The 12244-nt window shown below is 37.1% G+C and carries 14 protein-coding genes and 1 tRNA gene; 6 read left to right on the top strand and 9 right to left on the bottom strand.

Going from position 1 to position 12244, the window contains the following annotated elements:
• Positions 1-8 precede the first annotated feature (8 nt).
• Entirely contained in the window at positions 9-599 is a 591-nt protein-coding gene (locus CCON33237_RS04855) for a DedA family protein (protein WP_054196634.1), read from the top strand.
• Between the two features lie 72 nt (positions 600-671).
• Here CCON33237_RS04855 and murI read toward each other — a convergent pair whose 3' ends face one another.
• Entirely contained in the window at positions 672-1460 is a 789-nt protein-coding gene (gene murI / locus CCON33237_RS04850; RefSeq protein WP_054196633.1) for a glutamate racemase, read from the bottom strand.
• A 92-nt stretch (positions 1461-1552) separates the two neighbouring features.
• On the opposite strand from murI, the gene CCON33237_RS04845 reads away from it, so the two are divergent.
• Positions 1553-2713 carry an FtsW/RodA/SpoVE family cell cycle protein gene (locus tag CCON33237_RS04845; RefSeq protein ID WP_021091312.1) on the top strand — a complete coding sequence of 387 codons (1161 nt, stop codon included), beginning with the start codon at positions 1553-1555 and terminating at the stop codon, positions 2711-2713.
• The gene (murG, locus tag CCON33237_RS04840) at positions 2710-3732 is read left to right on the top strand and encodes an undecaprenyldiphospho-muramoylpentapeptide beta-N-acetylglucosaminyltransferase (RefSeq protein WP_054196632.1); all 1023 of its coding nucleotides are present in this window, start codon (positions 2710-2712) and stop codon (positions 3730-3732) included. Before CCON33237_RS04845 ends, murG begins: the two co-directional genes overlap by 4 nt.
• On the opposite strand, the gene CCON33237_RS04835 is transcribed toward murG, so the two are convergent.
• Positions 3724-4458, bottom strand: a complete 735-nt coding sequence (locus tag CCON33237_RS04835) for a hypothetical protein (RefSeq protein ID WP_054197402.1) — start codon at positions 4456-4458, stop codon at positions 3724-3726. The genes murG and CCON33237_RS04835 overlap by 9 nt on opposite strands.
• 71 nt (positions 4459-4529) lie before the next feature.
• A tRNA-Arg gene (locus CCON33237_RS04830) sits at positions 4530-4606 on the bottom strand.
• A 110-nt stretch (positions 4607-4716) separates the two neighbouring features.
• Between CCON33237_RS04830 and CCON33237_RS04825 the strand changes: the two genes are divergently transcribed.
• Genes CCON33237_RS04825 through CCON33237_RS04815 form a run of 3 tightly spaced genes read left to right on the top strand, consistent with a single transcriptional unit; the run spans position 4717 to position 6565 of the window.
• Positions 4717-4902 (top strand): hypothetical protein, encoded by a 186-nt coding sequence (locus tag CCON33237_RS04825; protein ID WP_054196631.1) that lies wholly within the window; start codon positions 4717-4719, stop codon positions 4900-4902.
• A gap of 50 nt (positions 4903-4952) precedes the next feature.
• Complete coding sequence (locus CCON33237_RS04820; RefSeq protein WP_054196630.1) at positions 4953-5783, top strand: adenylosuccinate lyase; 831 nt, start codon at positions 4953-4955, stop codon at positions 5781-5783.
• A 38-nt stretch (positions 5784-5821) separates the two neighbouring features.
• Complete coding sequence (locus CCON33237_RS04815; protein ID WP_054196629.1) at positions 5822-6565, top strand: hypothetical protein; 744 nt, start codon at positions 5822-5824, stop codon at positions 6563-6565.
• Here CCON33237_RS04815 and CCON33237_RS04810 read toward each other — a convergent pair whose 3' ends face one another.
• Genes CCON33237_RS04810 through CCON33237_RS09450 form a run of 6 tightly spaced genes read right to left on the bottom strand, consistent with a single transcriptional unit; the run spans position 6566 to position 12141 of the window.
• Positions 6566-7816 carry an RNA polymerase factor sigma-54 gene (locus tag CCON33237_RS04810; protein ID WP_054197401.1) on the bottom strand — a complete coding sequence of 417 codons (1251 nt, stop codon included), beginning with the start codon at positions 7814-7816 and terminating at the stop codon, positions 6566-6568.
• 3 nt (positions 7817-7819) lie between these two features.
• Complete coding sequence (gene lptB / locus CCON33237_RS04805) at positions 7820-8548, bottom strand: LPS export ABC transporter ATP-binding protein (protein ID WP_054196628.1); 729 nt, start codon at positions 8546-8548, stop codon at positions 7820-7822.
• Positions 8541-8939: a tRNA (adenosine(37)-N6)-threonylcarbamoyltransferase complex ATPase subunit type 1 TsaE gene (gene tsaE, locus CCON33237_RS04800; RefSeq protein WP_054196627.1), complete on the bottom strand. Its 399-nt coding sequence runs from the start codon at positions 8937-8939 to the stop codon at positions 8541-8543. Before tsaE ends, lptB begins: the two co-directional genes overlap by 8 nt.
• Positions 8939-9184, bottom strand: coding sequence for an RNA-binding S4 domain-containing protein (locus CCON33237_RS04795; RefSeq protein ID WP_054196626.1), 246 nt, complete (start codon positions 9182-9184; stop codon positions 8939-8941). Before CCON33237_RS04795 ends, tsaE begins: the two co-directional genes overlap by 1 nt.
• Before the next feature lie 33 nt (positions 9185-9217).
• The gene (locus tag CCON33237_RS04790; protein WP_054196625.1) at positions 9218-10045 is read right to left on the bottom strand and encodes an alpha/beta hydrolase; all 828 of its coding nucleotides are present in this window, start codon (positions 10043-10045) and stop codon (positions 9218-9220) included.
• The gene (locus tag CCON33237_RS09450; protein WP_081004434.1) at positions 10039-12141 is read right to left on the bottom strand and encodes a TonB-dependent receptor domain-containing protein; all 2103 of its coding nucleotides are present in this window, start codon (positions 12139-12141) and stop codon (positions 10039-10041) included. The genes CCON33237_RS04790 and CCON33237_RS09450 overlap by 7 nt, the downstream gene beginning before the upstream one ends.
• Positions 12142-12244 lie beyond the last annotated feature (103 nt).

Below are 12244 nucleotides of genomic sequence, written 5' to 3'. Positions count from 1 at the left end.
GAATTTAAATGCTGCATGATGTTATTGATTTTATAGTTGCGAGCGTAAGTAGTTGGGGTTATGCTGGCATATTTGTGATGATGTTTTTAGAAAGCTCGTTTTTTCCATTTCCAAGCGAGGTCGCGATGATACCTGCTGGCTATTTGGTACATAAAGGTGAAATGAGTTTAATTTTGGCCTTTCTTGCAGGTACGCTTGGAAGCCTGCTTGGAGCTATTTTTAACTATTATCTTTGCTATTTTTTTGGACGTGAGATCTTTTTAAAATACGGCAAATTTGTGGGAATTACTCATGAAAAAATGGATAAATTTGAGGCATTTTTCAATAAACACGGCGAAATTTCTACATTTAACTCACGTCTGATTCCCGGCATTCGTCAATACATAAGCCTACCAGCCGGACTTGCTAAGATGAACATTTTTAGATTTTGCCTATTTACCACGCTTGGAGCTGGGATTTGGTGTGCTGTTTTGCTTGGAGTTGGCTATTTTCTAGGTTCAAATCCTAGCAAACAGACACTTTTATTGATCACGATCTCTCTTTTAGCTGTAGTTGCTGTAATAAGTGTGGTTTATATAATAAGGCAAAGAAAAGCCTAAATACATATAAAAATACGTAAAATTTAGTGTATTTTTCTAAATTTTCACTTGTGATATTTAGTTAAATTTAACCTAGCAGATTGCCCTCATCTTTTTTAGATGAGTTAAATTTCTTGAAATTTTATCTAGCTCAAATTTACTGAATACTTCATCACCAGAATAGAAAAATCTAACTTTTGGGGCTTGATCTAAAGTAGAAATTTTTAGTCCAAGCTCACTTATAAGGCGATTTATTGTCCCTTCATTGCCATCAATTATGCTTATATTTGACGGCAAAATTTCTCTTAGGCTATCTTTAAAATAGTTAAAGTGTGTGCAGCCAAGCACTAAAAACCCAAATTTGCTTAGATCAAATTTGGCTAACTCTTCTTTTAGATATGATTTCACATTCTCGGTGTCAAATTCTCCATTTTCAGCAAAATTTACAAGGCGAGGTAGAGCGAGCAGCTCAGTCTTATCTTTTGCGTGTAAATTTATGATCAGCTCTTTTAGCTTTGCACCATTTACGGTGACTGGAGTGGCTATGACAAGCGTTTTTAAGGCATCATTATAGCTTAAGTCATGAGCCTTTTTTATGGCTGGCTCCATGCCGATGATTGGCACACTTAACTTTGCTCTAATATCTTTTATTGCCACGCTTGTTGCTGTGTTACAAGCTACTACAACAGCGTTTGAGCCATTTTCTATGAGAAATTTAACCGCATCAAAGCTAAATTTTAATATCTCATCCCTACTCTTTTGTCCATATGGGACATTTTTTACATCTGCGTAATATAAAAATTCATGCTCGCTAAGCTTACTTAAAGCTTCGTTTAAGACGCTTAGTCCACCAAGTCCTGAGTCAAATATACCTATCTTCATGCCCTTCCTTAAAGCTTGCAATTATAGCAAATAATATCTTTGTAAGCCGTTTTTTATTATACTTTAGTACTTTTTAAACTTGGAGCTAAATTTTGGCAGTTGATAAGATTATTTTCTATCTTTGTTCGACTTTGATCGCTATAAGCATTATTTTTTCACTATCTTTGCCAGTTTTTACGGTTTTATTTTTTAATTACGACGAGTTTCACTTTTTTATCCGCCAGTTTATTGTTGGTTGTATCGGAATTTTCATTATGTGGTGGCTCTCTAGGCTCAATCCTGAAAAGACGCTTGTTTGGATAGGGTTTGGCCTTCTTATATCTTGCGGTATCGCCATGGGGCTAATGCATGCATTGCCAGCTTCAATGGTGACTGACGCTGGTGGTGCTAGGCGTTGGATCAGGCTACCTGGTTTTTCACTAGCTCCAGTTGAGTTTTTTAAAATCGGTTTTGTCTACTTCTTGGCTTGGAGTTTTACTAGAAAATTTAGTGAGGGCAAAAGGACCTTGCTAGATGAGATTAAGATACTCATGCCTTATATTATTCTTTTTGGTGTTGCTATCTTTCTTATCGCTGTTATGCAAAATGACCTTGGTCAAGTGGTCGTGCTAGCACTTACATTTGTGACGATGGCGCTTTTCGCAGGAGCAAGTGCAAGACTTTTTAGTATCGGTATCTTAGGGGCCGCTTTTGTTATGACAGTAGCGATAATCAGCTCTGAGCATAGAATTTTACGTATAAAGTCATGGTGGGGCACGATACAAAATATGGTGCTTTCTTTCTTGCCTGACAGCGTTGCAGATGTATTAAGAGTGGCTGATGCACCAGAGCCATATCAAATTTCTCACTCATTAAACGCTATAAAGCATGGCGAATTTTTCGGCGAAGGGCTTGGCGCTGGTATCTTTAAGCTCGGCTTTTTAAGTGAGGTCCATACTGACTTTGTATTAGCTGGTATCGCTGAAGAGGTCGGTGTGTTTGGTATTTTGTGTATCGTAGCTATATTTATAACGCTACTTTATAGAATTTTTAGAATTTCAGCTAGAAGCGAAAATAAGGTCTATCATCTATTTACGCTTGGTGTAGGACTTATCTTATCGTTTTCATTTTTAATGAATAGCTATGGCATTACATCGATCACGCCTATTAAGGGTATTGCTGTGCCATTTCTTAGTTACGGTGGTAGCTCTGTGCTTGCAATTTGTATCGGTATCGGCATGGTTTTGATGGTTAGTAAAAGGGCAAAACTATGATAGTTATTTGCGGTGGAGGCACTGGTGGGCATTTAGCGATCGCAAGAAGCTTTTGTGAGGAGCTAAATGAACGAGACATAAAGCCTATATTTATCGGCTCAACTAGCGGTCAAGATAAATTTTGGTTTGAAAATGATGAGAAATTTTTACAAAAATTTTTTCTACCAAGTAGCGGCGTGGTAAATAAAAGAGGTTTAGCAAAACTAAAATCTCTAGTAAACATCATAAGCCTAGCTCTAAAATGCAAGAAAATTTTTAAAGAAAATAGCGTTAAAACAGTCATTAGTGTTGGTGGCTACTCAGCAGCACCAGCAGCTATCGCAGCTATCATCTCAAAAATACCACTTTTTATCCACGAACAAAATGCCGTAATGGGCAAATTAAATAAAATTTTAAAACCCTACGCAAAAGGCTTTTTTAGCTCTTATGATGAAATTTCGCCCTACCCTTATCCCGTTGCAAAGAAATTTTTTGATAGTGCGAGGATGAGAAATGAGCTAAAGACCATTTTGTTTTTAGGTGGCTCACAAGGTGCAAAAGCGATAAACGAGCTAGCTATAAATTTAGCTCCATATCTTAAAGAAAAAGGCATAAAGATAATTCATCAATGTGGCAAAAATGGTTTTGATGAACTTAAAAAAAGATATGATGAACTTGGTTTTAATGAAACAAATCTAGAAATTTTTGAATTTAGTAAAGAGGTAGAGAAGAAGATGAGCGAGGCCGATCTTGCTATCTCAAGGGCAGGAGCTAGCTCACTTTGGGAGCTTTGCGCAAATGCCCTACCATCTATCTTTATACCATTTCCTTATGCTGCTGGTAATCACCAATATTACAATGCAAAATTTCTAAAAGATAAAGGCATAGCGGAGATTTGCCTCCAAGATGGCGAGATTTTAGATAAAAACGAAGTTATAAGAATGATAGAAAATTTTGATCTAAACAAAAGCAGCAAAGCTCTAAAAGAGATCCTTTTGCCAAATGGAGCAAAAGAGATAATTGATAAAATTTTAAACTAGCTCCTCGTCTATCGCACAAGCTTTTAGTTCTTTTAGCTCAAAGATTAAGTAGTGATAAATAAGCTCATTTGTATTTAAAATTTTTGCACTAAAGACTGGTTTTATCATAGTTATTATCTTATCAGTTATACCCGCGATCTCTACCAGTAAAAGTTCATCTTTGCGTTGCTTTGCAGCCTTAATACAATTATAAAAGAACGTATAAATTATCTTAAAATTTTGCAAAATAACATTTGAAACTATCCTAGAATGAATATGCAAAACATTATGTATGCGCTCTTGTAGAGTATTTAGCTCCGCAAGTATTGATTTTATTTGAGTAGTGTCTGTTGTCCTAGAAAAGAGATTTTTCGCTTTATTTTTGTTTTGTATTTGATACTCTGCTACCAAAATTTCTATTATATTTAAAATGGCAACATAGCTTTCTTGTAAATTTTCATTTGCCTTAAAGCTCACACCATTTTTCTCAATTTTATAATTTAAGCTTCTCTTTATCTGTTCCAAATAAGTACTAATATTTTCATAATAATCCTCTGTATTAAAGACACTTTTAAAAAAATCGCTTTCACCTTTTAAATTTGTAAGCTTTTTTTTAAGTTCATCAGCGTTTTTATTAAACTCAACAACCCCAACTGCCAAGCCGATCTCATGCTCACTATTTTCTTCTAATGCTGTCAAACTTTCTTTTAGTACCGAAATTTGTTTTTGAATATTTTGAAAATCCATTTTTTCTCTTTTAATTTTTTTGCTTATTTTACTATAAAAATCATGAAGTTTGTCATTAAGAATTAAAAAGATGGTGCGCCCGAGAGAATTCGAATCTCTGACCTTTTGAACCGCAATCAAATGCTCTATCCAGCTGAGCTACGAGCGCACAAGAAAGTTAAGTCGAGATATTAGCTAAACTTTCCTTAAAGAAAAATTGTATTCATTTTAATTTTATAACTGTTTTAGTAAAATCCGATAAAAACAAAAGGAGCAAAAATGAATGATTTTTTCGATAGTTTAAAAGAGATAAAAAAAGAACTTACTAAAGAGCAAGGTGAGATCAAAAAAACTCAAAAAGAAGCCGTTTCTCATACAAAAGAAGAGGCGATCTCGTATAAAGAAAATAAACTAAAAAACGAATTTGCAGAGTACATTAAAGGCCAAGATATAAGAAAAATATAAATTTGGAATGCTTATTGCTAAAACATGTAATATTTTATGTGGAGTAGGCAATGAAAGTTACGCAAACATTAGAATCTCTAAGCATTTTAACTGATAATGACGCTTTGTTTCGTGAGCTTAGAGATATGATAAGCAGAAATTTTACAAAAATTTTATCTAATAAAAATAAGGTTATTTCGTTTTACGAAGAGAGCGAGATCCCACAACGCAAGTGCTTTTTAAAATTTATAAAAAAACTTTATGAAAAGCAAAGTGATGATAAGCTCGATATTCGTTTTGCAAACTATAAAACCATAAAGCTTGGCTTTGTTCAAAAAAATACCCTAACTCCAGTCATTAGCCTAAATGTAAATTTTGTAAAAAATGAAGCCAAATTTGAACTAAAAGATACACTTTGCAGAGATTTTGCTAGCTACATCAGCGAGAGTTTAGTAAAAAGCAATGTTGCTTTTAGCAAAAATGATGATTTTTTAAACATCACCATCTCAAATGACAACGACATAAACACATTAAACAAACTACTCTACAAAAGAAGCTACCCAAAATTTAGCGTAAATTTTATCTATGATGAAAAAGACTACAAAGCCTTTAAACAAGGCATAAAAATAAAAAGCTCATCTAAATTTGTAAGTAGATTTTCTGTGCTTGCAAATTTGCTTGAGGAAAATTTTGGGATTTTGGGTTGCAAAAAAAATGATGACTTTGAAACCATCAGACAAAGTTACCTTTCGCTCGTAAATATCTATCACCCAGATAGGCATGCCAACAAAAATCCTCTCATACAAGAAGAATACGCAAAGAAATTTAAAAATATTCAATCTGCTTATGAGAGCCTAAAACCATACTTTAAAAATCAAGAAAATTTTGTGATGGTTGGCTAGAGCACGGCTTGCCACAAGGGCTATTAAAGGGAGCAAAGATGAATGGTGAAATGTTTAATATATGCGCCATTATTGTTGCCATAAAGCAGGCCATAAAGTCAAATTCTCCTATCCTATATAATGGCACTAACTACGAAAATAGTATAAATTTTCACTTTCTCTCAGGCCATAGGGCAAATGGCGTAAATGAGTGGTTTGAGCACGCATTAAAACTTGGATTAAGCGATGTAAGACTCACTGCAAATTTAACTGGCTCATCAGATGAACGTTTATTGCTTAGCTTTTCAAACTCTACCAAAAAATCGATCATCTGCATTTTTAAAGAGCACATGAGCTGCTTCGTACCCTACTGGAAATACAACAAAAATCAAAGAGGCTGGGACATAATATATAAAGAATTTGGCCTTGAAAAAGATGTAAATTTAGAAAATTTTAGCGACAACACAGAGGCTTTTATGGCCATACTTACTAAGATAGCGACCTTTGCAGATGAGATAGAGTGTGAGAATTTTGGTGAGTGTTTTCGCAGGGCATTAAAATCACTTAGATCTTCAAGCAATGATGATCAAAAGATATTTAATGCACCGCTTATGCCAAAGAAAAATTTAGCTCTTTTTGCTGCGGCAAGCTTGGCTGATGTCTTTGGTGGTATGGGCTCTTGGAACGACGATGCAGCGGGCATGGCACAATATAAAAAACATGGCAAAGAGTACGAAGAGCTTAGTAACGAGCTTTTTACGCAGATGCGTAAGGCCATACTTTTTGCTGTAAATGAGTGGTAGTTAGCCGTTTATCTGATAGACTCTTTTTCGCTGGCTAGAGCTGCCGATGTTTAGAATTTTGCGGTATTTTGTAATGGTTCGGCGAACGATTTGGATGTTAAATTTAGCTTGGATTAGTTCTTGAATTTTTAGATCAGAAAGTGGCTTTTTATGGTCTTCACCTTTAATGAGCTCTAGTAAAAATTCTTTTATTGCAGCGTTTGAAGTCTCCTCGTCAAAGCCAGTTGAAAAGAAATTTTTAAGTGCGACCGTACCTCTTGCGCAGCTTAGATATTTATTCGCGATCGCTCTTGATATGGTTGATGGGTTGCGCCCAAGCTCGTCTGCTAGGTCTTTTAGCTTCATAGGCTTTATATCGCCGCCCAAGAAGTAGTCGTACTGATACTCAACTATCATGAGCCCTATTTTATAAAGCGTTGATTTTCTCATTTCAAGGGCATCTATGAGCTCGCTTGCCTCTTTTATGCGTGAGCTTACAAAGACCTCTTTCTCGTCTAATCCTTCGGTGTCAATCGAAATTTCTGGATAATAGTCGTCATTTATCTGCACGCTTATACCACTACTAGTGCTTAGCACGAAGATGTCAGGTACTTTTTGACTAGCCTCTTCTAGATACTCAATAGCTGGTGGATTTTTAAATTTTTTTATGATCTTTAGCGCATCGTCGTAAAATTTAAGCTTTCTAAGCTTTTCTATATTTTCAAAATTTAAGATGATCTTTTCCGCGCACTCTATGATCTCATCACTTGCCTCTGCTTCGTTTAGCTGAAACAAAAAGCTCTCTTTCACATCCTTTGCGCCCACTCCACATGGCTCAAGGTAGGCAAATCTCGCCCTAACCCGCTCCACTTCGCTCTCGCAAAAATCAGCAAAATTTTCATCATCATAGGAAAAATAACCCTCGTCATCTAAACACTCAATAATCTTATATGCGATATCTTGAGACTTTTGCGTGGGAAAAAGTGGTGGATTTATCTGACTAATAAGCTTTTCATAGAGGCTTTCTTTATAAATGCTTAAAGCCTCGATGCTCTCACTTACTGAATTTTTACTGACTTGCTCAAAAAAATTTCGCTTTTTTTCGCTTTTTTCTAAATTTTTATGTTCGATCGTAGCAAATGGGTTGTCTTTTATAAAAGGCTCAAGCGTCTCTTTTAGCTCATCAAGCCCGCTTTGAAGGATGGGAAGCCAGCTTCGCAGCGTTTGGTTTAGTTTGATCTTTGGAGCTAAAGTTTGCTTTTGCCTTAGCATCATCTACTCAAGTAGCTTAAATTCTTCGCCAAGATAGTGCGTTCTAACGAGCTTGTTGTTTGCTACTTCGCTCGCACTGCCGCTTGCTAGTAGCGAGCCATCTTTGATGACGTAGGCTCTGTCGCAAATGGCTAGTGTCTCACGGACGTTGTGGTCAGTTATCAAAACGCCGATGCCTAGCTTTTTAAGGTCTCTAACGATGCTTTGGATATCGCTAACTGCGATAGGATCGACGCCTGCAAATGGCTCATCAAGCAGTAAAAATTTTGGCTTTATGATGAGACTTCTAGCGATCTCACAGCGTCTGCGCTCGCCACCACTTAGACTAACGCCCTTTCTTAGGCGAATAGGCTCAATGTTTAACATATTTAGCATCTCATTTACTTTTTTAGAGATCTCTTCCGTATTTTGGTCTAAAATTTCAGCTCCAAGAAGTAAATTTTCTTCTACGCTTAGCTCTTTAAATATGCTTGATTCTTGCGGCAAATAACCGATGCCAAGGTGCGCCCTTTTGTGAAGTGGGACACTTGTGATATTTTGATCATCCAAAAAGACATCCCCGCTAGTTGGAGAGATGAGTCCGCAAATCATATAAAAAGTAGTCGTCTTTCCAGCACCATTTGGCCCAAGAAGCCCTACTACTTCGCCACTATTTACCTCTAAAGATATCCCTTTTATGATCTCAGTTTTTTTAATCGTCTTTTTTAGATCTTTTACTTCTAGTTTATGCACTTATAACCTCGTATTTTCTGCCATTTTTGCTAGGAGAAATTTTTATCATCGTATAGCTCTCGCCGTTTTTCTTTAGAGCTTTTTCTAAATTTTCATCGCCCCACTCTACTAGATGAAGCCCCTCTTCAAATAAATTTTCAAAAAGGCCATTTTTTGCCATCCCGTCAAAACCGATCTGATAAATGTCGTAGTGGTAGATATCTTTACCATAAATTTGCATCAAAGAAAATGTCGGCGACGTCACGCTCTCATCTATGCCATGAGCCTTGATGATCGCCTTTACAAGCGTCGTTTTGCCACTTGCTAGATCGCCACTTAGTAGCACCACGCCACTTCTTGGAAGCACTCGCACAAGCTCATCAAGCTCATTTTCTAAAAGCTCAAAAACCATCAAAGCTCTTTTACATATTCGTTTTGAGCGCTTTTTGGTATGCTTTTTGTAGTTGGGATCGCTAGCACCTCGTATCTCGCCTCGCGCGTTAGAAATTTGATGCTAACCACATCGCCAACCTTAACATCTTTTGCCGCTTTTGCCTGCACGCCGTTGATGCTCACAACACCGCTTTTGCACATATCTTCGCTAACGGCACGCCTTTTGGTGATATTTACTACGTTTAAAAATTTATCTACTCTCATGCGGCGGATTTTAACAAAAATAGCCTTAAATTTTTAATCCTTTAGATATTTTAAAAGCTCTTTTAAATTTAGAGGTATGACGCTGCCATGGGTTTGCCCTTTGTAAAACTCAAAGTGAGAATTTACGCCACTTTGTTTTAAAATTTGGGCTAGATCGCTTGTTTTTAAAATGCCAGGTTTGTCGGTTTTGCCCTTTCTCTTTTCAAGCTCGCCAACGCTGAGAAAGACAAATTTAGCCTTTAGTTTCTCTTTAAATTTACCCTCGCTCACATTTTGCTTTAAAATTTCAGATTCACCCCACCAAAGAGATGGCGAAGCGATAAAGAAATTTGAAAAGATGCCCTCATTTTTAAGCATGGCATAAAGCGTAAAAAGGCCACCAAAAGAGTGACCATAAAGGCTTTTTTGGCTACCTTGTACGTTAAATTTCTCATCGATTAGCGGTACTAAATTTCTTGTCAAAAAATAGTAAAACGCATCTGCGCCGCCACCTTTGTCAAATTCCTCGCCCTTTGCTTTTGGCGTGAGATCTCTTGTGCGTTTTTCTACCTCGTAGCTTTTGTCTGTGTCATATCCTATGCCTATTATTAGCGGTGCAGCCTTACCATCAAATTCATTTAATATCATGTTGAACTGGGCGTTTGCATCAAGCAAGAAAAGCACGTTTTTAAACTCATTTTGCCCCTTTAGCTTGGCTGTGAAAATTTTATAAATTTCATCATTTGCGCTCATTTTAAAGGTTGAAATTTCAAATTTACTAGCAGCTTTTTGGCTAAGTGGCTCAGGTGTTTGGCTGGGTCCTGCGTGCAAAGTCTGTGTCACTCCAAGTGTAAAAAGCAAAAATTTAAACGCTCTTACCATTTTGCAGCGACCTTAAACCAAAATCTCCTACCCTCTTGCGGATACCAGTAGTAGTTGCCGTCGTCTGCTAGCGCCTCATCGTATCTTACTTTATCAAAGATATTGTAGGCATTTAGGCTAAGTGTTAGGTGTTTATTTGCATCCCAGCTTACACCTGTATCAAATGTGAGTAAATTGTTGTCATTTTCACTCACTTTGTTACCAGGGCCAAATTTCACGCTTGTTAGCTTGCTCTCATAGTTTGCGCCAAAAAATGTTTTAACGCTTTTTACAGGCTTATAAGTAAACGTGGCGTGAAGTGCGTGCTCTGGCGTTGCGGTAAGGCTTTTTGCATCAAGTCTACCAAGATTTGTCTCACTAAATTTCATAGGGCCTCTTGGCGTATTTATCGTTGGGTTGCCAGTTTTTATCTTTGACTTATTATAGGTGTAGTTTGAGCTTAGATTTAGATTTGAAAGAACGTCATAGTCTCCGCTTAACTCCACGCCCCAAACAGTTGCACCTTCTATGTTAAAGTAAGTTCCCCAGCCAGGACAATTAATGTGTGGTGCACCTGCGCAAGTGCCAAAGGCAGGAATTTTATTGACATTACTGCCATCAGTGTCTAGGATCTTATCTTTAAACTCATTTCTAAAAAGCGTTACCGAGCCTCTAAAATCAGCCTGATTGTCATAATATGCACCAACTTCGTAAGTTATACTTTTTTCTGGCTTTAGATCTTTGTTTCCAAAATCAACTATTCTCCAAGCATTTTGAATAGTGCCTACTTCTGGGGAGATTTGATTGACATTTGGCGTTTTATAGCCAGTTGCTACGCCACCTTTTAAGCTTAGCGTATCTGTGGCATTATAGACTAGGTAAGCTCTTGGCGAGAGGTGGTTGCCAAAAAATTCGTTGTGCGTGAGCCTTGAGCCAAGCGTTAAAAAGAGCTTCTCATCTAAAATTTGCCACTCATCTTCGATAAATCCCGCATGCTCGCTCATCGAGTAGGTCCTTGGATCTTTTAAGCCATTTTTTGAGGCGTTTGAGACGATGAAGGTCGTGCCGACATTTTGTTTGCTAAAGTCATAGCCAAAAGTTAGTGCGTGAGCACCAAGAAAGGTTGTAAATTTTGAATTAAAGTTGTAATTTTTAGCTTTTGCAGGTATGAATTTATCAAAAAGGCTCGTTCTTTGCGTCTGATCATAAATGTAGCTGATATCGGCATTTAGGCTATCAAATTCACCAAGATAGCCCACGCCATAGCTCTTTTTCTCGTAGTCATAATTATCTAATGGTCTTTTTCTTGGGTCTGGATCGGCTGATTTGCCAACCGTTTTTGAATAATCATGCCTTTCGTTTGAGCCAAGGATAAAAAATTTATTATGTTCATCTGGCGTGATCCAAAGCTTTGCACTTAAATTTCTCTTATCGCTCTTTTGATAGCCACCGATGTAGCCATCTTCATCTCTTAGCTTTTTATATCCCCAAAGCTGAAGTGCAAAAAGATCTTTATAAAGAGGTAAATTTAGATAAAAGTCGCCTTGCCTGCCATCGCCAATGCCTTTGTGAGTGTTTATCGTGGTTGAGATGCTGACGTTGCCACTAAATTTTGAAAAATCCTTTTTAGTGATGATATTTATCACGCCACCAACCGCATCACTACCATAAAGCGAGCTCATAGGACCACGGATAACCTCTATACGCTCGATTGCTTCAGCTGGTGGGATGAAATTTGAGTTCATATCCCCTGCTCCGCCCTTTGGATTTGCGCTGCTTGAATTTACTCTTTTACCATCAATTAAAACTAGCGTTTGAGACTTCTCCATGCCACGTATCGAGATACCACTAGCTGCTCCGTCCTCTCCGCCAACGACATTTACGCCTGGCACCTTTTGAGCGATTGAGTGAAGTGATGTAAAGCTATCTTTTGTTAGCTCATCACCACCTATCACGCTTATGCTTGCGGGAGCTTCTTTAATCTGCTGCGAAAAGCCACTAGCACTTACTACAACGCCATCAAGCCTTGTTTCGTTATTGTCTTTATGCTCTGCTCCAAAGAGCGAATTTGCCACGCAAGCGCTAAGGCAAATGGCAATAAATTTTGTTTTTCTCACGACTATCCTTTTAAAAATTTAATTTGAAAAAGTTTGAAATTTAACAAAGTATCTTTTAAAACAATATTAATTATCATAATTCTAAATACTAATCTTTTTTATA

Origin of the sequence: Campylobacter concisus, from assembly GCF_001298465.1 — a bacterium.
Taxonomy (GTDB): Bacteria; Campylobacterota; Campylobacteria; order Campylobacterales; family Campylobacteraceae; genus Campylobacter_A; species Campylobacter_A concisus.
Note: the sequence above shows the minus strand (reverse complement) of the source record. Positions and strands in the feature narration are given on the sequence as shown.

What these genes read in the sequence shown, in the direction of transcription:
- CCON33237_RS04810 (WP_054197401.1), bottom strand. Translation starts at nt 7,816, where the DNA reads ATGCTAAGGCAAAAGCAAACTTTAGCTCCAAAGATCAAACTAAACCAA.
- CCON33237_RS04825 (WP_054196631.1), top strand. Translation starts at nt 4,717, where the DNA reads ATGAATGATTTTTTCGATAGTTTAAAAGAGATAAAAAAAGAACTTACT.
- CCON33237_RS04795 (WP_054196626.1), bottom strand. Translation starts at nt 9,184, where the DNA reads ATGAGAGTAGATAAATTTTTAAACGTAGTAAATATCACCAAAAGGCGT.
- CCON33237_RS04835 (WP_054197402.1), bottom strand. Translation starts at nt 4,458, where the DNA reads ATGGATTTTCAAAATATTCAAAAACAAATTTCGGTACTAAAAGAAAGT.
- tsaE (WP_054196627.1), bottom strand. Translation starts at nt 8,939, where the DNA reads ATGGTTTTTGAGCTTTTAGAAAATGAGCTTGATGAGCTTGTGCGAGTG.
- CCON33237_RS04855 (WP_054196634.1), top strand. Translation starts at nt 9, where the DNA reads ATGCTGCATGATGTTATTGATTTTATAGTTGCGAGCGTAAGTAGTTGG.
- murG (WP_054196632.1), top strand. Translation starts at nt 2,710, where the DNA reads ATGATAGTTATTTGCGGTGGAGGCACTGGTGGGCATTTAGCGATCGCA.
- CCON33237_RS04790 (WP_054196625.1), bottom strand. Translation starts at nt 10,045, where the DNA reads ATGGTAAGAGCGTTTAAATTTTTGCTTTTTACACTTGGAGTGACACAG.
- CCON33237_RS04820 (WP_054196630.1), top strand. Translation starts at nt 4,953, where the DNA reads ATGAAAGTTACGCAAACATTAGAATCTCTAAGCATTTTAACTGATAAT.
- CCON33237_RS04815 (WP_054196629.1), top strand. Translation starts at nt 5,822, where the DNA reads ATGAATGGTGAAATGTTTAATATATGCGCCATTATTGTTGCCATAAAG.
- murI (WP_054196633.1), bottom strand. Translation starts at nt 1,460, where the DNA reads ATGAAGATAGGTATATTTGACTCAGGACTTGGTGGACTAAGCGTCTTA.